Below are 18,501 nucleotides of genomic sequence, written 5' to 3'. Positions count from 1 at the left end.
ACCAACTCGAATTGAGTAAGAGTCAAACGAAACTTCTCACGCCGCCGCGTCCACGAGCCGGTCCGGGGCCGCCGCGCCGCTGCGCAGGCCGGCGGGGACGCCGTCGGGGCGGGCGAGCAGGGCGGCGTCGGGCGCGAGGCCGAGCGCGCGGGCCGAGAGGGCGTCGAGGGCGTGGACGACGACGGGCGCGGTGCCGGCGCGCTCGGCGGCCAGCGCGCGGGCGGGCCCGTCGCCCGCCGGGCCGGCGAGGACCGTCCAGCCGGGACCGAGCAGGTCGAGCGTCGAGCGGCCGTCGGGCAGCGCGACGTGCGGGAGCCGGGCGCCGAGGTCGACGGCGAGCTCGGCGGCGACGTCGCGGCGGCTGCCGCCCGGGTCGGCGGAGCGGGCGACGACGTGCTCGGCGACGGGGCGGCGCTCGGCCTCGTAGGTGTCGAGCAGCTCCGGGCCGGCCCAGCCGCGCAGCACCCAGGCCAGCTTCCAGGCGAGGTCGACGCCGCTCTGCAGGGCGGTGTTCATCCCGGTGCCGCCGCGCGGGGTCACGCGGTGGGCGGCGTCGCCGGCGAGGAACACGTCGCCGACGCGGAACGTCTCGGCGAGCCGGGCCGCGGCGTGCACCGCGCGGATGCTCTCGACCCGCACGTCGAGGTGGGCGGCGCCCGCGCCGCGGCGCACGCTCTCGACGATCTCGTCGGGGCCCGGCGTCGTCCCGGGACCGGTGCCCGGCGCGTGGATCCAGCGGTCGTCGGGGCCGGTCGGCAGGAACAGGCCCGGGGTGTCGGTGGTCCAGTAGAGGCCGAAGCGCACCTCGCCCAGCACCGCGGCGAGCGGGGCGCGGACGACGGCCTGCGTGCCCATCAGCGTGCCCTCGTCGTCGCCGTGCACGGCGACGCCCAGGCCCTGACGGACCCGGCTGTGGGCGCCGTCGGCGGCGACGACGTAGCGGGCGTGCAGCGCGCGGCCGTCGGCGGTGGTGGCGACGGCGCCGTCGGGCCCCGGCGTCACCGTCGCGATCTCGGTGCCGGTCTCGACCCGCACCGAGGGCAGCGTGGCGAGGTGGCGCCGCAGGACGGCCTCGAACCGGTCCTGGGCGACCACCACCGGCGTCGTCGGGCTGACCAGGGCCGCCTGCTCGCGGGTCGGGTAGCCGACGGCGCGGGCGCGGCCCTCCCCGGCCGTGGCCAGCGTGGCGCACTCCCACAGCCAGACGTCGGCGTCGACGCCGGCCGCGCGGACCGCCGGCTCCAGGCCCCAGGAGCGCACGTGCTCCATCGCGCGGGTGCTGACCACGGTGGCCCGGGGCCAGGCCGATGGTGACGGGCGTTTCTCGACCACGAGCGTGCGGATCCCGTGCCGGCCGAGCGTGACCGCGGCGGCGAGCCCGGCGGCGCCGCCGCCGATCACGAGGACGTCGGACTTCTGCTGTACATGCTGTCTCATGGAAGACAGGCTGTGCAGTCGAATACAGAGTGTCAAGCCAAATCTGCTAGGTTCGGCCCGGTGGCCACCCGGAAGTACGAGCAACGGTTGCGCGCCGTGTCCGCCGAACAGACGCGCCGGGACGTGCTCACCGCGCTGGAGCACCGGCTGACCGAGACGCGCGGCGCCGCGATCGGGCTCGAGGACGTGGCGCGGCGGGCCGGTGTCTCGCGGTCGACGGTGTACCTGGTGTTCGGGTCGCGGGCCGGGCTCTTCGACGCGCTCGCCCGCGACCTGTGGGAGCGCTCGGGGCTCGCGCGGCTCACCGAGGCGGTCGCGCACCCGGACGCCCGCGAGCACCTGCGCGGCGGGCTGCGCGCCGGCACCGAGATCTTCGCGGCGATGCGCGACGTCGCCGCCGTGCTGTTCGCGATGTCGGCGCTCGACCCGGACGCGGTGGGCGGGGCGATCGTGCGCATGGAGGACCACCGGTGGGGCGGCATGCTCCACCTCGCCCGCCGCCTCGCCGAGCAGGGCGAGCTGCGCGACGACGTCACCGAGGCCGAGGCCGCCGACACCCTCTGGGTGCTCGCCGGCTTCGAGAGCTTCGACGCGCTCTACACCGGCCGCGGGCTGTCCACCGACGAGGTCGCGCGGCGCCTGGTCGCGACGGCCGAGCGCTCCCTCTGCACGTGAGTACTTTCGGGGCCTATAGCCCCCGAAAGTACTCACATGGGGTCAGCGGCGGCGCGGGTGCACGGCCACCTCGGTCGCCTTGACCGAGAACCAGAGGTCGTCGCCGGGCTCCACGCCGAGCTCGGCGACCGCGGCCGGGGTGACGTCGGCGGCGAGGCCCTCGACCCACGGCGGGCCGTCCGGGGCCGCGCCCGCGCGCAGGCGCACGACCTCGCCCTGCGGCTCGAGCGCCGCGAGGCGGACGGGGAGCACGTTGCGGGGGCTGCCCTCCGGCGGCTTGCGGTGCACGGCGACCGCGCTCGGCGGGAACACGGCGACGGCCGGCTCGCCGGCCTCGACCTGCTCGGAGGCGCGCCCGAACACGGTCTCGCCCCCGGGCGTGGTCAGGCCGTCCCCGGCGGCGACACCGGTGACCAGGTCCAGCCCGGCGATCCGGGCGGCGAACGCCGAGCGCGGGCGGGCGAGCACCTCCGCGGTCGGGCCCTGCTCGACGACCCCGCCCTCGGCGAGCACGACGAGCCGGTCGGCGAGCACCACGGCGTCGACCACGTCGTGGGTCACGAGCAGCGTGGTCTGGCCGGTGTCGCGCACGAGGCGGCGCAGCACCGAGCGCACGGCGGGGGCGGCGTCGACGTCGAGCGCGGCGAACGGCTCGTCGAGCAGCAGCAGGTCGGGCTCGACGGCCAGGGCGCGGGCGATCGCGACGCGCTGGGCCTGCCCGCCCGAGAGCTCGGCGGGACGGCGGCCCGCGAGCTCGGCGACACCGACGTCGGCGAGCCGCTCCCGGGCGGCCGCCAGGGCCTCGCGCCGCCCCCGGCCGGCGCAGCGCGGGCCGAAGGCGACGTTGTCGCGGGCGGTGAGGTGCGGGAAGAGCAGCGCCTGCTGGCTCAGCAGTCCCACCCGGCGCTGGTGGGCGGGGACGGCGATCCCGGACGCCGTGTCGGTGAGCACCCGCCCGCCGAGCGTGACCCGGGCGTCCTCGGGCGCGTAGAGCCCGGCGAGCGTGCCGAGCAGCGTCGACTTGCCCGACCCGTTGGGTCCGAGGACGGCGACGACCTCGCCCGGCGCGACCTCGACGGCCACGTCCAGCGTGAAGCCGCCGCGGCGCGTCGTCACCCGCGCCTGCAGGCCCCCGGATTCCGAGCGAAGGGCCCCTTCGCTCGATACAGCCGGCGAGAGGCGCCCCTCGCCGGAACGGCTGGCACGGTCGGGGGCGTCGAACGCGCGCGGACGGCGCCGGATCGGGGGCCTCACCGCACGCCCGAGACGTCGCGGGTGCGGGTCGCGACGATCACGAGGACCGCGACGACGACGAGCACGAGCGACATCGCCACCGCGCCGTCGAGGTCGTTCTGCGACTGTATGTAGATCAGCAGCGGCAGGGTCTGCGTGGTGCCCTGCAGGTTGCCGGCGAAGGCGATCGTCGCCCCGAACTCCCCCAGCGCCCGGGCGAAGGCGAGCACCGAGCCGGACACGAGACCGGGCAGCACCACGGGGATCGTGACCCGGCGCAGCGCGGTCAGCGGCGAGGCGCCCAGGGTCGCGGCGACCACCTCGTAGCGCTCGCCGGCGGTGCGCAGGGCGCCCTCGAGGCTGACGACGAGGAAGGGCATCGCGACGAAGGTCTGCGCGATGACGACGGCCGTGGTGGAGAACGGGACCGTGATCCCGAACCAGGCGTCCAGCAGCTGCCCCACCGGCCCGGTGCGCCCGAGCAGGAACAGCAGCGTCAGCCCGCCGACCACCGGCGGCAGGACCAGGGGCAGCAGCACGATCGAGCGCAGCACCGGCAGGCCCGGCAGGTGCGACCGCGCGAGCACCAGCGCCAGGGGCGTCCCCAGCAGCAGGCACAGCGCGGTGGAGACGAGCCCGGTCTGCAGCGAGAGCAGCAGCGCGTCGAGCGCCGCGTCGGTGGTGATCAGCGCGCCGAAGTCGCGCCAGTTCGTCCGGACGACCAGCCCGGCCACCGGGACCGCGATGAGGCCGAAGCCCACCACCGCGGGCACCCACACCGGCCAGGGCAGCGCGAGGGTGACCGCACCACCCCGGGCCGGACGGGTGCGCGTCACTTCAGCGTGAACCCGGCCTGCTGCAGGGCCGCGTCGCCCTGGGGACCGGTGACGAACTGGATCCAGCTGGTGGCCAGATCGGCGTTCTGGCTGCCGGCGACCGCGCCGATCAGGTAGTTCTGCGCCGCGCCCTGGGCGGTCGCCTGCGGGAAGTCGATGCCCTGGACCTGCCCGTTCGACGCGCGCACGTCGGTGACGTAGACCAGGCCCGCGTCGACGTTGCGGGTCTGGACGCGCTGGAGCACCGAGCGGACGTCCTGCTCCTCGCTGACGGGGTCGAGGGTGACCCCGGCCGCGCGCTCGGCGGCCTCGGTGGCGGCACCGCACGGCACCGCGGGGGCGCAGATCGACTCGGTGACCTGCGGGCCAGCCAGCGAGGACAGGTCGACGACCCCCTTGGGGTTGCCCGGCTGGACGGCGATCTGGAGCTGGTTGGACGCGTAGGTGACCGGCTCGCCCTGGATGCGCCCGGCCTGCTGCGCGGTCTGCATCGTGCGGGTGCTGGCGGTGGCCAGGACGTCGGCGGGCACGCCCTGCACGACCTGCTGGGCCAGCGTGTCCGAGCCGCCGAAGTTGAAGCGCACGGTGGTGCCCGGGTTGGCCTGCTCGAACTGCGGCTTGAGCGCCTCGTAGACGTCGGTCAGGGACGCGGCCGCGGAGACGGTCAGCGTGCGGGCGGGCGCGGGCTGTTGTTCCCCACCGGACGATCCGCCACAGGCGGCGGCACCGAGGGCGAGGGCGGCGGTCAGCGCCGTGAGGACGAGTCTGCGGGCGCTGCTCACGCCATGCCTCCGGGGGTCTCGACGATGATGTGCGACGCCTTCACGACCGAGACCGCCAGCGACCCGACCTCGAGCCCGAGCTCCTCGACGGCCTCGGTGCTCATCAGCGAGACGACGCGGTGGGGCCCGCACTGCATCTCGACCTGGGACATGACCTTGTCGCTGGTGATCGCGGTGACGAGCCCGACGAACCGGTTCCGGGCCGACCGGCCCACCCCGGACGGGTCGGGGGTGGCGTGGGCCTGCGCCCGGGCGAACGCCGCGAGGTCCGACCCGGCGATGACCTTGCGGCCGCTGGCGTCGGCGGTGACGGGCAGGGAGCCGCTGTCGGTCCAGCGGCGCACCGTGTCGTCGCTCACGCCGAGCAGCCGGGCGGCCTCGGCGATCCGGAAGTGCGTCACGGTGGGGAGTGTAGAGCCGTGAACGCGTCTGTACACGGTCGGGGCAGCCGCATGTCCGGCTCCGGCGCCTCCGCCGGGGGCGTCCACGCTCTGTCTCGCGCGCCCGGGGCGCGCGGTGGGAAGGTGCGGAGGTGGACTTCGCACCCAGTGCCGCGGCGCAGGACTACACCGACCGCATGCGCGCCTTTCTCGACGAGGCCGTCCTGCCCGCCGAGAAGGCCTACGACGCCTGGCGCGAGGAGCGGCGCGGGACGCCGGCCGAGCACGACCTGCCGCCGGTGATCGAGGAGCTCAAGGCCGAGGCCCGCGAGCGCGGGCTGTGGAACCTCTTCCTGCCGGACGTCTCGGGGCTGTCGAACCTCGAGTACGCGCCGGTCGCGGAGGTGTCCGGCTGGTCGCCGGTGATCGCCCCCGAGGCGATCAACTGCCAGGCCCCCGACACCGGCAACATGGAGACCCTGCACCTGTTCGGCACCACCGAGCAGAAGCAGCAGTGGCTCGAGCCGCTGCTCTCCGGCGAGATCCGCTCGGCGTTCGCGATGACCGAGCCGGCCGTCGCGTCCTCGGACGCCACCAACATCACGACCTCGATCCGCCGCGACGGCGACGAGTACGTGATCACCGGCCGGAAGTGGTGGATCTCGGGCGCCGCCGACCCGCGCTGCCAGATCTTCATCGTCATGGGCAAGACCGACCCGGACGCGCCGACCCACCGCCAGCAGTCGATGGTGCTGGTGCCGCGCGACACCCCGGGCATGACGATCACCCGGCCGCTGCCGGTCTTCGGCTACCAGGACCAGCACGGGCACTGCGAGCTCGAGCTGAACGAGGTCCGCGTGCCGGTGTCGAACCTCCTGGGCGAGGAGGGCGGCGGCTTCGCGATCGCCCAGGCGCGCCTGGGCCCCGGCCGCATCCACCACTGCATGCGCCTCATCGGCATGGCCGAGCGCGCGGTCGACGCGATGGTGCGCCGCGCCAACGAGCGCGTCGCGTTCGGCAAGACCCTGGGCGAGCAGGGCGTGGTGCGCGAGCAGATCGCCGAGAGCCGCATCGAGATCGAGCAGGCCCGCCTGCTGGTGCTCAAGACGGCCTGGCTGATCGACAACGTCGGCTCGCGCGGAGCGGCCACGGAGATCGCGGCGATCAAGGTGATCTGCCCGCGGATGGCGTGCAACGTCATCGACCGCGCGATCCAGATCCACGGCGGCGGCGGGGTCTCCGACGACTTCCCGCTCGCCTACGCCTACGCCTGGGCCCGCGCGCTGCGCCTCGCGGACGGCCCGGACGAGGTGCACCTGCGCTCCGTCGCGCGCCAGGAGCTCAAGGCGCACACCTAGTCCTCCGTGAGCGAAGTTCCCGGCGATAGCCGGGAATTTCGCTCACATGTCAGGCGCCGGCGCGACGGGTCGGCGCCGGCACGAACAGGCCGAGGCGCCACGCGTGGCTGACCGCCTGCGCGCGGTCGCTCGCCCCGAGCTTGCGGAACAGGTGCCCGGTGTGGGACTTGACCGTGTGGTCGGAGAGGTAGAGCCGCCGGCCGATGTCGGCGTTGGTCAGCCCGCGGCTGACGCCGATGAGCACCTGGACCTCGCGGACCGAGAGCTCGAGACGCTGCTGCGCGGCGAGGTCGACGACGACGTCGTACAGGCCGTCCTCGGGCGCGGCGACCGCCTCCACCGACCCGCGCGCCGAGGGCCCGGCCGGGCGCGGCACGAGGTCGTCGCCGGCCGCGGTGCTGGCGAGGCTGCGGACCAGCGTGCGGATCATCGCCCGCGGCGCCTCCCAGCGCAGGAAGCCCGCGGCGCCCTCGGCGAGCGCCTGCTGGGCGGGCGCGTGCGCCTCCCCCGACCCGGCGACGAGCACCGCCGTGCCGGGCGCGTCGGCCAGCACGCGGCGCACCACGTCCAGCCCGGTGGGCTCGGTCTCGGCCAGCCCGAGCACCGCGATCGCCCGCGGCGTCGCCGCCAGCAGGGCGAGCAGGTCGTCGGCGTCGCGGGCGACCGCGACCGCCTCCGGGCCCGCGACCGTGTCGACGAGCATCTGCAGCCGGCGCCGCGCCTGTGGTCGCCCGTCGTGGACGACACACGTCTCTCCTGAGCCCCCGCTCTCGTGCACCCCGATAGACGTACCTCATCGGGGTGATGTCCGGTGTGGCGACGCGCGGGGTCGCGATCACCGTAATGACAGTCATGTAAGTCGCCTCACCGGCTATCACCCACATGCGTCTCCCTGCTTTCGCTTGTCCACAGAGAGTCGGCGACCTTCCATGGTCGCCGACGTCCTCGACCCCGAACGAGGACCCGACGTACGGGAGCTCCGATGGCGGGACGCCGGACCGGATCGTGGACCCGGGGGGCGCTCGGCACCGCCGTCGCGGCGGGTGCGGTGCTCGCGTCGGTCCTCGCCGCGCCGGTGGCCGGTGCGGTGCCGACGAGCGAGTCGTGGATCGCCGAGCTCGCGATCGAGGGCGGCGACGACACCAACGTGGTCACCGGCGACGGCGCGGTGCGCCTGCGCGACCGCGAGCCCCGGGCGACCAGCACCGGCTCGGCGCCGGCCGAGGGCCAGCTCCTGCTCGCCCCGCGACGGCCCGCCGCCGTGACCGACCGGGTGTCCGCCGACGTCGCCGCCGACGTCCCGGCCGGCGCGCAGGTCGTCGTCGCGGTCCGCGGCATCCGGGACGACGACACGTGGAGCGAGTGGCGCGAGGCCGAGCCCGGCAGCCCCGCCCGCCTCGAGCAGCCGACCTTCGAGATCCAGGTGCGCGTTACGCTCGTCGCCGCACCGGACGGGTCCGGGCCCGCGCTGCGCCGCCTCGGACTGACCGCCGACCGCGGCCCGCAGCGCCTCACGGCCCCGGAGCCGACGACCACCACGCCCCTGACCTCGCGCGTCTTCGCCACCCGCATCGGCCTCGTCGGCAACGACACCGCCAACGGGCACGAGGTGGAGCGGAACGACCGCTTCGCCGCCCTCCCGTCGCGGCGCAGCCTGAGCCCGCGCGGGACGGGCGACTACACCGCGCGCGTGTGCGCCTCCGAGACCCGCTGCACCTGGGTGCCGCTCTGGGACGTCGGCCCGTGGAACACCCGCGACGACTACTGGAGCGAGAGCGCGGTGCGCCAGGAGTTCGGCGACCTGCCCCGCGGACGCCCGCAGGCCGAGGCCGCCTTCACCGACGACTACCGCGGCGGGCGCGACGGCTCGGGGCGCCGCGTCGCCAACCCGGCGGGCATCGACCTCGCCGACGGCACCTTCCGCGACGACCTCGGGCTCACCGACAACACCTGGGTGACCGTGACCTACCTCTGGACGGGCACCGGTCCCTCCGGCACGGCGATCGACCGCGCCGCCCGCCTCGAGGTCCGCGCCGCGCCCGGCGCCGACGCGCCCGTCGTCGGCGTCGTCGCCCCGCAGGCCCGCATGTCCTACGAGTGCGCGGTGGACGCCGGGGCCGGACGCACCGGGGTCGGCACCCGGTGGATCCGCCTCGGGACCGCCCAGTTCGTCCCGGCCGACCTGGTGGAGGCGCGCGATGTCCCGTCCTGCTGACTCCCGGCGTCACGGCGCCCTGGCCGTCGCGGCCGGCGCCGTGGGGCTCGCGATCGCGCTCGCGGTGCCCGCGGGCGCGTCCACGGACCCGCCCCGCACCGAGAGCTGGTCGCCCGAGCTCGCGATCGACGGCGGCGACGACCGCGGCGTCGTGCTCGACGGCGGTGCCATCCGGCTCGACGACTCGGGCGTCCGCGACGGCGAGCTGGTGCTCGCGCCGCGGCGCACCACCGGCGTCGTCGACTCCGTCGCCGGCGTCCCCACCGCCGACGTCCCCTCCGGCGGGTCCCTGGTCGTCGAGGCGCGCGGGCTGCGCGGCGACGGCACCTGGGGCTCCTGGGTCACCGTGCCCCGCGGCGGCACCGCCCGCCTCGGCGACCCGAGCACCGAGCTCTCGGTCCGCGTGCTCCTGCGGCGCGCCGACGGCGGCGCGAGCCCCGTCCTGCGCGCGCTGTGGCTCACCACGACCGCCGTGCCGGCCCCGGTGACCACCGAGACGCGCACCGAGACGCGCACCGAGACGCGGACGAAGACGGTCACGCCGGACCCGACGACCACGACGACCTCGGCGACACCGACCACGACCACCACGACCGAGTCCACGACCGAGCCCACGACCACCACGACGACGCCGCGGCCGACCACGACCACGACGACCCCGGCGCCGACGACCACCACCACGACCGTCGCGCCGACCACGACCACGACCACGACGTCGGCCGAGCCCACGACGACGACCACGACGACGACCGTCAGCGATCCCCCCGAGGAGACCCGGCCCCCGCGGCCCGGCCGGCCGGGTCGGCCGCCGGTCGAGGACACCTCGACGACGACGAGCACGACCACCACCACGACGACCACACCCCCGGTGGTGCCCCCGGGCCTGCTCACCGGGCCCCCCGGGCTGCCGGCGCCCCTGCCGGCGCCCCTGCCCCCGGCGCGGCCGGTGAACGACGCCGGCACCTCGTGGGGCCAGGGCCTGCTGGACTGGCTCGAGCGCGCCTTCTAGCTAGCCCGGCACGCCGAGCGTGTCGGCGGTGAGCACGCCGTCGGCGTCGGGCACGCCGAGCACGCTGACGCGCGTGCCCCGCGCCAGGCCGGTGACCGGCCCGGGGCGCTGCGCCTGGTCGACGACGCGGGTGGCCGGCGAGGTCCGCACGGGCACGAGGCGGCCCTCCGGGGTGCGCACGGCGATCAGCCCGTCAGCGGTGCTCTCGAGCGTGCCGACGAGCGGGACGCCGATCCCCGCGGGCGGCGCGCAGGTGCGGCAGCCGACCGCGAGGTAGCGGTCGGCGACCACACCCCCGACGACGCCGAGGACGAAGACGGTGAGCAGCGCCAGGGCGATCACCCAGCGCCGCGGGCGGGGACGCTCGCGGGAGGCCGGCTCCGGCGGGGGGCCGTCCCCGGGGTCGGTCGCGTGGTCCCGGGCGCGGTAGTACTCGTCCTCCCAGTCGTCGCTGCGCCCGAACTCGTCGCGATCGGTCACGGCCGCGGCCCCGGATCCCGCGGGACGAGGACGCGGTCACCCTCGCGCAGCCCCGCGCGGATCTCGACCGACGTCGCGTCGGCGAGCCCGGTGGTGACCGCGACGGCCCGGTCGGGACCCCGGCCGTCCGGCGGGCGGACGAGGACGGTGCCGCGGTCGGGGCCGGTCGGGCGCACGGCGGCGGGCGGGACGACGAGGACGCCGATCGCGCGCTCGACGATCACGCGCACGTCGGCGGCCTGGCCCACGCGCAGCGTCGGCGGCGGGAGCGTGCCGGCCACCGAGACGCCGTAGGCGCCGTCCGGGCCCGGCGCGGGCTCGACGCCGACGACCTCGCCGAGCACCGGGTCGCCGACGCCGTCGACGGCGGCCGACGCCGGCTGGCCCGTCGCCACCTGCGGCACGTCACGGGGCGGCACCGCGGCGCGGACGACGAGCGCGGCGAGGTCGGCGAGGCGCACGAACGGCCGCCGGCTCGGGGCGTCGTCGGGGGTGGGCGCGCCGGCGACGACGCGGTCGCCGACCTGCCCGGCCACGGCGGTCACCGTGCCGCCGCGCGGGGCGCGCAGCACCGTGCCCTCGAGCTGGCGGTTCGCCTCGGCGAGCTCGGCGCGGTCGCGGGCGGCGGCGGCCTCGAAGCGCCCGACCGCCACGAGGTCGACCGGGACGGCGCTGCGCGCGGCGGTGATGTCGCGGGTGTCGGCGGTGAGCGCGGTCTGCGCGGCGGTGATCCGCGCGCGGATCGGGGCGTCGTCGAGGGTCGCGAGCACGTCCCCGGGGGCGACCACCGTGCCCGGCGCGACGTCGACGGTCCGCACGACCCCGCTCACCGCGAACGACACGTCGGCCTCACCGCCGCTGCGGACCACGCCGGGCGCGCGGATCTCGGTGACGACGTCGGCGCGCACCACGGGCACCACCGCGGCCGTGCGCCCGGGCAGGAGCTGGGGCTCGCGCAGCAGGACCACCGCGCTGCCGGCGCCGGCGAGCAGGACCACCACCAGCACCGTCGGCAGCAGCCAGCCCAGGCGGCGCCGACCCGTGGACATGGTGTCCGACCGTAGTGCGGCGCGCCGCCCGCCTCGGGGAAGCGCGCACCCGGCGTGTCACCCGTCCGGGGCGCGCGTCGAGCGGGTGCCCTCGCGCTCGCCGCCGAGGCCCGGGCGGGACGCCTCGACCCCGCGGTCGACCCGCGCGCGTCGGCCCTGCTGCTGCTCGGGGCGTGCCAGATGACGACGTTCCTCGCGGCGTTCGGGGACACCGACGAGCGCGCCACGGCGCCGAGCCGGCGCGGGCCGCCGTGCGCGGGCTGCTCCCCCGCTGAGCGACCTCTCCGATCGGCCCGTTTCCCCGCACCGTGCGCCGCAGCTGCGATCTTCTCCGCGTCCTGATCACCGCATCTGCGGAGTAGCCCTCCGACCTGCGGAGACGCTACTCACGGCACCCCCGCGACGCGGTTAGGGTGGACGGTGATGACCGCCCTCGACCTCGGTGTGCCGGCCGTCCCCGGAGCCGCCACCGCCACCACGGACACCAGCGGACGCCCCGCCGACGCACGCCTGGTCGACTCCTGGGGACGTGTCGCGACCGACCTGCGGGTCTCGCTGACCGACCGCTGCAACCTGCGCTGCACCTACTGCATGCCCGCCGAGGGCCTGGAGTGGATGCCGACCGAGCAGGCGCTCACCGACGACGAGATCGTGCGCCTGGTGCGCATCGCCGTCGAGCAGCTGGGCGTGCAGGAGATCCGCTTCACCGGCGGCGAGCCGCTGCTGCGCAAGGGCCTCGAGGACATCGTGGCGGCCACCGCCGCGCTGCCCCACCGCCCCGAGATGTCGGTGACCACCAACGCGCTCGGGCTGACCCGCCGTGCGGCCGGTCTCGCCGCCGCGGGCCTCGACCGCGTCAACGTCTCGCTCGACACGCTGCGCCGCGACCGGTTCGCCGAGATCACCCGGCGCGACCGGCTCGACGACGTCCTGTCCGGCCTGCGCGCGGCGCGCGAGCACGGGCTCGACCCGATCAAGATCAATACGGTGCTGATGCCCGGGCTCAACGACGACGAGGCGCCCGACCTGCTCGCCTGGGCCCTCGAGGAGCGCTACGAGCTGCGCATCATCGAGCAGATGCCCCTCGACGCCGGCCACTCCTGGCAGCGCGACCGCATGATCACCGCCGAGCAGGTGCTGGCCGCGCTGCGCACCCGCTTCACGCTCACCGAGGACACGGCCGATCGCGGGGGCGCACCCGCGGAGCGCTTCCTCGTCGACGGGTGGACCGGCCACGACGGCGCCCCCGCCAAGGTCGGCGTGATCGCCTCGGTGACGCGCCCGTTCTGCGGCAACTGCGACCGCACCCGCCTGACCGCCGACGGTCAGGTGCGCAACTGCCTGTTCGCCCGCTCGGAGAACGACCTGCGCGGCCTGCTGCGCGGCGGCGGCACCGACGGCGAGATCGCCGACGCCTGGCGCGTGGCGATGTGGGGCAAGAAGCCCGGCCACGGCATCGACGACCCGGGCTTCCTGCAGCCCGACCGGCCCATGAGCGCGATCGGAGGATGATGACCGCCTCGACCGACGTCCGCGTCACGACCGTGACGGTGCGCTACTTCGCCGGGGCCAAGGCCGCGGCCGGCACGCGCAGCGAGGCCGTCGCCGTCCCGGTCGGCGCCACCGTCGCCGACCTGGTGACGGCCCTGGCCGCCGACCACGGCGACGCCCTGGCCCGCGTGCTGGGCGCCGCGAGCTTCCTGCTCGACGAGACCGCGGTCCACGACCGCACCACGGTGCTCGCCGACGGCGCGACCGTCGACGTCCTCCCCCCGTTCGCCGGCGGCTGAACGTCAGCGGTGGGCCATCGCTGACACTGGACGTCCGTACCGCCACACGCTCGACCGCGGTGGTGTTCTGTCAGGCATGAGCGTCGTCCACGAGACCCGGATCGGTCCCCTGCACCTCGAGGCGTCCGAGCACGGGCTGACCCTGCTCGGCTTCTCCCCCGTCGACGGTGACGTCACCCGCGGCGAGGCCGCCGAGGCGATCCTCGACCTGGCGCGCCGCGAGGTCGACGCCTACCTCGACGGCACGCTGCGGGAGTTCAGCGTGCCCGTCGACCTGTCCGCGCACCCCGCGTGGGACCGCCGCGTCCTCGACGAGCTCCGGTCGGTCGGCTACGGCGACACCGTCAGCTACGGCGCGCTGGCCGCCGCCACCGGGCTGGCCGCCGGCGAGGCCCGTCGCGTCGGCGGGGCCATGGCCCGCAACCCGGTGGCGATCGTCGTGCCGTGCCACCGCGTCGTCGGCGCCGACGGGAGCCTCACCGGCTACGCCGGGGGCCTCGAACGCAAGCGCGCGCTGCTCGACCTCGAGTCCCGCGACCAGGTCCTGTTCTGAGCTAGGGGCTGCGGCGCAGGCCGGCGAGCTCCTCGAGCAGCTCGCCGACCTCGTCCACGTCCTCGACCTCGTAGGGCGCGCCGGCCCCGAGCTCCTCGCCGACGCCGACGATCACGTCGGCGGACGTCCCGGTGACCGCCACCCCGACAGCGACCAGGGCGGTGGCCCCGACCTCGTCGCGCAGGGCGTCCAGCCCCTCCGGCGCGACCATCCGGAGCCCGCCCTTGGCGCCGGAGAGGAACATCAGCTCGGCGACCTCGTCGCGCGGCCGGTCGGACACCACCGCGACCGTGGTGTCCGCCAGGGCGACGAGGACGTTGAGCGCCTCGGACGACACCTGCTCGGCGCGGGCCTCGGCGGGGTCACCCTCGTCCGGCGCGAGGGCCCCGTCGAAGGCGCAGGCCACGAGCAGCGTCGGTGTCTCCGCGACCCGGTCGAGCGCGCCCCACAGCGGATCGTCGGTGTCCACGACGGATCACCCTGGCATGACGTTCACGGCGTGGTCCAGCGCCGCCCAGAGGTACTGCGTCGCGTACGCCCGGTAGGGCCGCCAGGGCTCGGCGTGGGCGACGAGGTCGCGGTCGCGGGCCGGCAGGCCGAGGCGTTCGGCGGCCGCGCGGATGCCGAGGTCGGAGGGCAGGAACGCGTCGGGGTCGCCGAGCGCGCGCATGGCGACCGAGTCGACGGTCCACGGGCCGATCCCGGGCAGCCCGCCGAGCGCGGCCCGGGAGGCGGCGACGTCGGCGGGGTCGAGCACCACCTCGCCGTCGGCCAGCGCCCGCACGAGCCCGAGCAGCGTGCGCTTGCGCGTGCGGGGCATGCCGAGCTCGTCGGGGTCGACGGCGGTGAGCGCGGCAGCGCCCGGGAAGAGGTGGGCCAGCGTGCTGCCGGGCCCGGCGAACCCGTCGGGCAGCGGCGTCCCGTGCCTGCGCACGAGGCGCCCGGCGTGGGTGCGGGCCGCGGCGGTGGAGACCTGCTGGCCGAGGACGGCGCGCACGGCGAACTCGTCGGCGTCCGGCGACCCGGGCACCCGCCGGCCCGGGGCCTCGTCGACGAGCGCCGCGAGCACCGGGTCGGCGCGCAGGGTGGCGTCGACGGTCGCGGGGTCGGCGTCGAGGTCGAGGATGCGGCGCGACAGGCGAGCGGCCTCGTCGGCGTCGGCGGGGTCGGCGAGCGTCAGCGTCGCGACGACCGCGTCCGTGCCGGGGAGCAGCGACACGACCCCCGGCCCGCCGGGCAGCGTCAGCGTGCGGCGGTACGCCCCGTCGTGCCACTCCTCGACGCCCGGCACGGCGGTCGCGACGAGGTGGCCGAACAGGTTGTCGGGGCACAGCGGCGGGGTGAAGGCCAGCGTGCGGACCTCGACGTGCACCACCCGATCATCCTGTCCGATCGGTCCAAGCCCGGCCGCGCGGGCGGTCCCTACGGTGAGCGCCATGGCACCCCGACTCTCCGTCGTCGAGCTGGTCGTCGCCGACATGGCCGCCACGCTCGCCTTCTACCGCCGCCTGGGCATCGACGCCCCGCCCGAGGCCGACGGCCAGCCGCACGTCGAGGTCGACCTCGGCGGCGGGCTGCGCCTGGCGTTCGACACCGAGGCCACGATCCGCTCCTTCGACCCGTCCTGGACCCCGCCCACCGGCCATCGCGGCGCGCTCGCGTTCGCGTGCGACTCGCCCGCCGAGGTCGACGCGACCTACGCCGCGCTGGTCGACGCCGGCTACCACGGCGAGCTCAAGCCCTGGGACGCGTTCTGGGGCCAGCGCTACGCCACCGTGCAGGACCCCGACGGCGGGTCGGTGGACCTGTTCGCTCCCCTACCGACGTAGCAGCTCGCTCGGCGTCGTGCCCGCCAGCGCCCGCACCTCGCGGGCCAGGTGCGGCTGGTCGGCGAAGCCCTCGACGGCGGCGACGTCGGCCCACGCCGAGCCGGCCCGCGCCCGGGCCAGCGCGCGCTGCAGGCGCAGGATGCGCCCGAGGTGCTGGGGGCCGTAGCCGAAGACCGGCAGGCAGCGCCGGTGCAGCGTGCGCGGGGTGGTGCCGAGGTCGTCGGCGAGCCCCGCGACGTCGCGACCCCGTGCGAGGGCGCCGAACACCCGCGCCCCGAAGCGCTCGTCCGCGTGCGGCGGCGTGGCGGTGGCGACACCGTGCAGGACGCCGGCCGGGTCGTCGGCCGCCCGCTCGGTGAGCTCGCGGGCGGCGGCGTCGCCCCGTAGGGCGTCGAGGGGCACGGTGGTGTCGCGCAGCTCGTCGGCGCGCAGCCCGAGCAGCGCGGGCCCGCGGCCGTGCGAGAAGCGCAGGCCGACGTGGCGCCGGCCGCCGCCGTCGTTGAACCGCGCGGCCCCGTCGGGCCCGGCGACCACCAGCCCGCGCCCGGTCCAGATCAGGTCGAGGCAGCCGTCGGGCAGGATCGTGCCCGGCGCCCCGTCGCTGCTCCAGAGCACGACGCCCGGCGCCACCCCGCGCTCGCGGTAGCCGGCCACGCGCCCATGGTGCCCCGGGTGGGCGGCGAGGGTCACCCTGGCTGCGTCGCGTCGTGGAGCCAGGTTCAGACGCCCGCCACGAGATCCCGGTACGCGCGCCAGTGCCCGGCGGGGGTCTCGACGGTGCGCGCGGCCAGGACGGCGTGCACCACCGCGCGGGTCACGCAGTCCGCGCCCGCGGTGAGGATCTCCTGGACGGCACCCAGGTCCGGCGCCGGGCGTGCGCTGGTGGCGAGGCCGAAGAACGTGTCGCCGTCGGTCATGCCGTGGGCGGGGCGCACGGCCCGGGCGAGGCCGCTCTGCCCGACGGCGGCGAGCTTCGAGCACTGGGCCACCGTGAGCCCCGCGTCGGTGGCGACGACCCCGATCGTCGTGTTCAGCGTGGGCGGCGCGGCGGCGTCACGCAGGGCGGCGAGGAGCGCGGCGCGGTCGTCGGGCAGGGCCGGGAGCTCGGCGTCGCCGTCGAGGTGGTGGCGCGCGCCCCACAGCTCGCCGGTCGTGGGATCCACCGCGGACCCGGCGGCGTTGGCGACGACGAGCGCCGCGACGACCGTGCCGTCGGCGAGCACCGTCGACGCCGAGCCGATCCCGCCCTTGAGCCCGCCGACCACCGTGCCGGTGCCCGCGCCCACGACGCCCTGGGCGGGCGGCGCGTCGGTGGCGGCGGCGAGGGCCGCCGCGCCGGTGTCCGCGCCGGGCCGGGCGGCGAAGCGCCCGCCGCGCCCGAGGTCGAAGACGACGGCGGCGGGCACCACCGGCACCACCTCGCCCGGACCGCCGACCGGGAACCCCCGCCCCTGCGCGCCCAGCGCGTCGGCCACCCCGGAGGCCGCGGCGAGCCCGTAGGCGCTGCCGCCGGTGAGCACCACGGCGTGCACGCGCTCGACGAGCGTGCGCGGGTCGAGCGCGTCGGTCTCGCGGGTTCCGGGTCCGCCGCCCCGCACGTCGACCCCCGCGACCGCGCCGTCGGGGCCCGGCAGCACCACGGTCGTCCCCGACAGCGCCCCCTCCCCCGTCAGCTCCGCGTGCCCGACCTGAAGGCCCGGGACGTCGACGAGGGTGTTGGTGGGTCCGCTGCGCACGGGATGAGCCTCGCAGACCGGCGCGACGGCGACCGCGCTGAGCCGAACGGGGGAAGGCCTCGCTGAGATCGGTCACGCTGTGCTACATCATCACGGTGCGCTCCCGCCCGTTCTGCGCCCTCCTCGCCCTGCTGGGCGGTCTGCTCGCCCTGTCCGCCTGCACCGGGCCACCACCCCGGCCCCCGGCGGTGGACCAGGCCGCGCTCACCGGGGCGCTCGACATGGCGCTGACACCGGACGGCACCCGGGCCTACATCGTCTGGCGGGGCGGGGTGGTGTCCGCGATGGACGTGGCGACCTCCGAGCAGCTGTGGAGCGTCCCCGTCGGGGCGACGCCCTCCGACGTCGCCGTCACCCCCGACGGGCGCGTGCTCGTCTCCACCTGGGCCGACGAGCTGGTCACCGTCGACCCCGTCGCCCGCGCGGTCACCGCCCGGACGCCGATCCCCCGCCAGCCCGACGAGGGCGACGCGGTGTCGGCCCCGGGCTCGCTGGAGATGGTGGTGACCCCCGACGGATCCCGTGCGGTGCTGGCCCGCGGCGACGCCGGCGTCACCACCGTGGACCTGCGCACGATGGCGGCGACGTCGAGCCGGCCCGGGACCGGGGAGATCAGCGACGTCGTCCTGCTCCCCGACGGGACGCAGCTGTTCAGCCAGTACATGCGCAACGTCGTCATCGCCGTCGACCCGGCCACGGGGAACCAGGCGTGGTACGCGCAGGTCGCCGACGCCCGGGAGCTCGTGGTGTCCCCGGACGGCGGCACCGCCTACGTCGTGTCGCCCCGCTACGGGACGATCTGGGTCGTCGACCTCGCGACCCGGCAGTACACGCGGGAGATCCAGCCCGGCCTCGACGCCGACGACGTCGCGATCGACGCCACCGGGCGCCGGCTGGCCGTGAGCGACCCGGGTGGCCGCGTGGTGGTCGTCGACGCCGCGACCGGCGCGCCGCAGCAGGACGCGCTGGTCGACCGGATGCCCTCGGGCCTGGCGTTCACCCCCGACGGGCGGCGCCTCGTCGTGGTCTCGGCGGGCGCGGGCGTCGGGTCGGGCACGCGGTCGATCGAGCTGCGCGGCACCGGTCCGTGACGAGCGAAGGGCCCCTTCGATCGATCTACTCGACCGGAGGGGCCCTTC

22 protein-coding genes are annotated in these 18,501 nt (G+C 76.5%); 10 read left to right on the top strand and 12 right to left on the bottom strand.

What is annotated here, in order from left to right:
• Positions 1-36: 36 nt before the first annotated feature.
• Positions 37-1,437 carry an FAD-dependent monooxygenase gene (locus tag ACFPK1_RS06295; RefSeq protein ID WP_378020037.1) on the bottom strand — a complete coding sequence of 467 codons (1,401 nt, stop codon included), beginning with the start codon at positions 1,435-1,437 and terminating at the stop codon, positions 37-39.
• 60 nt (positions 1,438-1,497) lie between these two features.
• Between ACFPK1_RS06295 and ACFPK1_RS06290 the strand changes: the two genes are divergently transcribed.
• Positions 1,498-2,112 (top strand): TetR/AcrR family transcriptional regulator, encoded by a 615-nt coding sequence (locus tag ACFPK1_RS06290; RefSeq protein WP_378020036.1) that lies wholly within the window; start codon positions 1,498-1,500, stop codon positions 2,110-2,112.
• 42 nt (positions 2,113-2,154) lie between these two features.
• Here the strand turns inward: ACFPK1_RS06290 and ACFPK1_RS06285 are convergent, their stop codons facing one another.
• From ACFPK1_RS06285 to ACFPK1_RS06270, 4 genes are all read right to left on the bottom strand, one after another.
• Entirely contained in the window at positions 2,155-3,228 is a 1,074-nt protein-coding gene (locus ACFPK1_RS06285; protein WP_378020035.1) for a sulfate/molybdate ABC transporter ATP-binding protein, read from the bottom strand.
• 134 nt (positions 3,229-3,362) lie between these two features.
• A complete protein-coding gene (locus ACFPK1_RS06280; RefSeq protein ID WP_378020275.1) occupies positions 3,363-4,136 on the bottom strand; it encodes an ABC transporter permease in 774 nt (257 codons plus the stop codon).
• Between the two features lie 41 nt (positions 4,137-4,177).
• Positions 4,178-4,963, bottom strand: coding sequence for a molybdate ABC transporter substrate-binding protein (gene modA / locus ACFPK1_RS06275; RefSeq protein ID WP_378020034.1), 786 nt, complete (start codon positions 4,961-4,963; stop codon positions 4,178-4,180).
• Positions 4,960-5,364 (bottom strand): TOBE domain-containing protein, encoded by a 405-nt coding sequence (locus ACFPK1_RS06270; RefSeq protein WP_378020033.1) that lies wholly within the window; start codon positions 5,362-5,364, stop codon positions 4,960-4,962. Before ACFPK1_RS06270 ends, modA begins: the two co-directional genes overlap by 4 nt.
• Positions 5,365-5,495: 131 nt before the next feature.
• On the opposite strand from ACFPK1_RS06270, the gene ACFPK1_RS06265 reads away from it, so the two are divergent.
• Positions 5,496-6,701 (top strand): acyl-CoA dehydrogenase family protein, encoded by a 1,206-nt coding sequence (locus ACFPK1_RS06265; RefSeq protein ID WP_378020032.1) that lies wholly within the window; start codon positions 5,496-5,498, stop codon positions 6,699-6,701.
• 49 nt (positions 6,702-6,750) lie between these two features.
• On the opposite strand, the gene ACFPK1_RS06260 is transcribed toward ACFPK1_RS06265, so the two are convergent.
• Positions 6,751-7,479, bottom strand: coding sequence for a response regulator transcription factor (locus ACFPK1_RS06260; protein ID WP_378020031.1), 729 nt, complete (start codon positions 7,477-7,479; stop codon positions 6,751-6,753).
• A gap of 204 nt (positions 7,480-7,683) precedes the next feature.
• Here ACFPK1_RS06260 and ACFPK1_RS06255 point away from each other — a divergent pair, with 204 nt between their 5' ends.
• The gene (locus tag ACFPK1_RS06255) at positions 7,684-8,916 is read left to right on the top strand and encodes a hypothetical protein (RefSeq protein WP_378020030.1); all 1,233 of its coding nucleotides are present in this window, start codon (positions 7,684-7,686) and stop codon (positions 8,914-8,916) included.
• On the top strand, positions 8,900-9,925 hold the full coding sequence (locus tag ACFPK1_RS06250; RefSeq protein ID WP_378020029.1) for a hypothetical protein: 1,026 nt from the start codon (positions 8,900-8,902) through the stop codon (positions 9,923-9,925). Before ACFPK1_RS06255 ends, ACFPK1_RS06250 begins: the two co-directional genes overlap by 17 nt.
• Here the strand turns inward: ACFPK1_RS06250 and ACFPK1_RS06245 are convergent, their stop codons facing one another.
• The gene (locus ACFPK1_RS06245; RefSeq protein ID WP_378020028.1) at positions 9,926-10,405 is read right to left on the bottom strand and encodes a hypothetical protein; all 480 of its coding nucleotides are present in this window, start codon (positions 10,403-10,405) and stop codon (positions 9,926-9,928) included.
• Positions 10,402-11,454 carry an efflux RND transporter periplasmic adaptor subunit gene (locus tag ACFPK1_RS06240; protein ID WP_378020027.1) on the bottom strand — a complete coding sequence of 351 codons (1,053 nt, stop codon included), beginning with the start codon at positions 11,452-11,454 and terminating at the stop codon, positions 10,402-10,404. The genes ACFPK1_RS06245 and ACFPK1_RS06240 overlap by 4 nt, the downstream gene beginning before the upstream one ends.
• 54 nt (positions 11,455-11,508) lie before the next feature.
• Between ACFPK1_RS06240 and ACFPK1_RS06235 the strand changes: the two genes are divergently transcribed.
• From ACFPK1_RS06235 to ACFPK1_RS06220, 4 genes are all read left to right on the top strand, one after another.
• Entirely contained in the window at positions 11,509-11,796 is a 288-nt protein-coding gene (locus tag ACFPK1_RS06235) for a hypothetical protein (RefSeq protein WP_378020026.1), read from the top strand.
• Between the two features lie 81 nt (positions 11,797-11,877).
• Positions 11,878-12,966, top strand: coding sequence for a GTP 3',8-cyclase MoaA (gene moaA / locus ACFPK1_RS06230; protein WP_378020025.1), 1,089 nt, complete (start codon positions 11,878-11,880; stop codon positions 12,964-12,966).
• A complete protein-coding gene (locus tag ACFPK1_RS06225; protein WP_378020024.1) occupies positions 12,966-13,244 on the top strand; it encodes a MoaD/ThiS family protein in 279 nt (92 codons plus the stop codon). The genes moaA and ACFPK1_RS06225 overlap by 1 nt, the downstream gene beginning before the upstream one ends.
• Positions 13,245-13,320: 76 nt before the next feature.
• Entirely contained in the window at positions 13,321-13,797 is a 477-nt protein-coding gene (locus ACFPK1_RS06220; protein ID WP_378020023.1) for a methylated-DNA--[protein]-cysteine S-methyltransferase, read from the top strand.
• 1 nt (position 13,798) lies between these two features.
• Here ACFPK1_RS06220 and ACFPK1_RS06215 read toward each other — a convergent pair whose 3' ends face one another.
• Positions 13,799-14,266: an HAD family hydrolase gene (locus ACFPK1_RS06215; RefSeq protein WP_378020022.1), complete on the bottom strand. Its 468-nt coding sequence runs from the start codon at positions 14,264-14,266 to the stop codon at positions 13,799-13,801.
• A 6-nt stretch (positions 14,267-14,272) separates the two neighbouring features.
• Entirely contained in the window at positions 14,273-15,172 is a 900-nt protein-coding gene (locus ACFPK1_RS06210) for a DNA-3-methyladenine glycosylase family protein (protein WP_378020021.1), read from the bottom strand.
• 61 nt (positions 15,173-15,233) lie between these two features.
• Between ACFPK1_RS06210 and ACFPK1_RS06205 the strand changes: the two genes are divergently transcribed.
• A complete protein-coding gene (locus ACFPK1_RS06205) occupies positions 15,234-15,626 on the top strand; it encodes a VOC family protein (RefSeq protein ID WP_378020020.1) in 393 nt (130 codons plus the stop codon).
• On the opposite strand, the gene ACFPK1_RS06200 is transcribed toward ACFPK1_RS06205, so the two are convergent.
• Both ACFPK1_RS06200 and ACFPK1_RS06195 read right to left on the bottom strand, forming a co-directional pair.
• Complete coding sequence (locus tag ACFPK1_RS06200; protein ID WP_378020019.1) at positions 15,615-16,280, bottom strand: AraC family transcriptional regulator; 666 nt, start codon at positions 16,278-16,280, stop codon at positions 15,615-15,617. The two genes, ACFPK1_RS06205 and ACFPK1_RS06200, sit on opposite strands and share 12 nt — an antisense overlap.
• Before the next feature lie 65 nt (positions 16,281-16,345).
• Positions 16,346-17,362, bottom strand: coding sequence for a P1 family peptidase (locus tag ACFPK1_RS06195; RefSeq protein ID WP_378020018.1), 1,017 nt, complete (start codon positions 17,360-17,362; stop codon positions 16,346-16,348).
• A gap of 95 nt (positions 17,363-17,457) precedes the next feature.
• Here ACFPK1_RS06195 and ACFPK1_RS06190 point away from each other — a divergent pair, with 95 nt between their 5' ends.
• Positions 17,458-18,453, top strand: a complete 996-nt coding sequence (locus ACFPK1_RS06190) for a YncE family protein (RefSeq protein ID WP_378020017.1) — start codon at positions 17,458-17,460, stop codon at positions 18,451-18,453.
• The last annotated feature ends 48 nt before the right edge of the window (positions 18,454-18,501 follow it).

Source organism: Actinomycetospora rhizophila, assembly GCF_042657905.1.
Taxonomy (GTDB): Bacteria; Actinomycetota; Actinomycetes; order Mycobacteriales; family Pseudonocardiaceae; genus Actinomycetospora; species Actinomycetospora rhizophila.
The sequence above is the reverse complement of the archived record's forward strand: the minus strand, read 5'-3'. Positions and strand labels throughout refer to the sequence as shown.

What these genes read in the sequence shown, in the direction of transcription:
- ACFPK1_RS06295 (WP_378020037.1), bottom strand. Translation starts at nt 1,437, where the DNA reads ATGAGACAGCATGTACAGCAGAAGTCCGACGTCCTCGTGATCGGCGGC.
- ACFPK1_RS06255 (WP_378020030.1), top strand. Translation starts at nt 7,684, where the DNA reads ATGGCGGGACGCCGGACCGGATCGTGGACCCGGGGGGCGCTCGGCACC.
- ACFPK1_RS06250 (WP_378020029.1), top strand. Translation starts at nt 8,900, where the DNA reads ATGTCCCGTCCTGCTGACTCCCGGCGTCACGGCGCCCTGGCCGTCGCG.
- ACFPK1_RS06240 (WP_378020027.1), bottom strand. Translation starts at nt 11,454, where the DNA reads ATGTCCACGGGTCGGCGCCGCCTGGGCTGGCTGCTGCCGACGGTGCTG.
- moaA (WP_378020025.1), top strand. Translation starts at nt 11,878, where the DNA reads ATGACCGCCCTCGACCTCGGTGTGCCGGCCGTCCCCGGAGCCGCCACC.
- ACFPK1_RS06225 (WP_378020024.1), top strand. Translation starts at nt 12,966, where the DNA reads ATGACCGCCTCGACCGACGTCCGCGTCACGACCGTGACGGTGCGCTAC.
- ACFPK1_RS06220 (WP_378020023.1), top strand. Translation starts at nt 13,321, where the DNA reads ATGAGCGTCGTCCACGAGACCCGGATCGGTCCCCTGCACCTCGAGGCG.
- ACFPK1_RS06205 (WP_378020020.1), top strand. Translation starts at nt 15,234, where the DNA reads ATGGCACCCCGACTCTCCGTCGTCGAGCTGGTCGTCGCCGACATGGCC.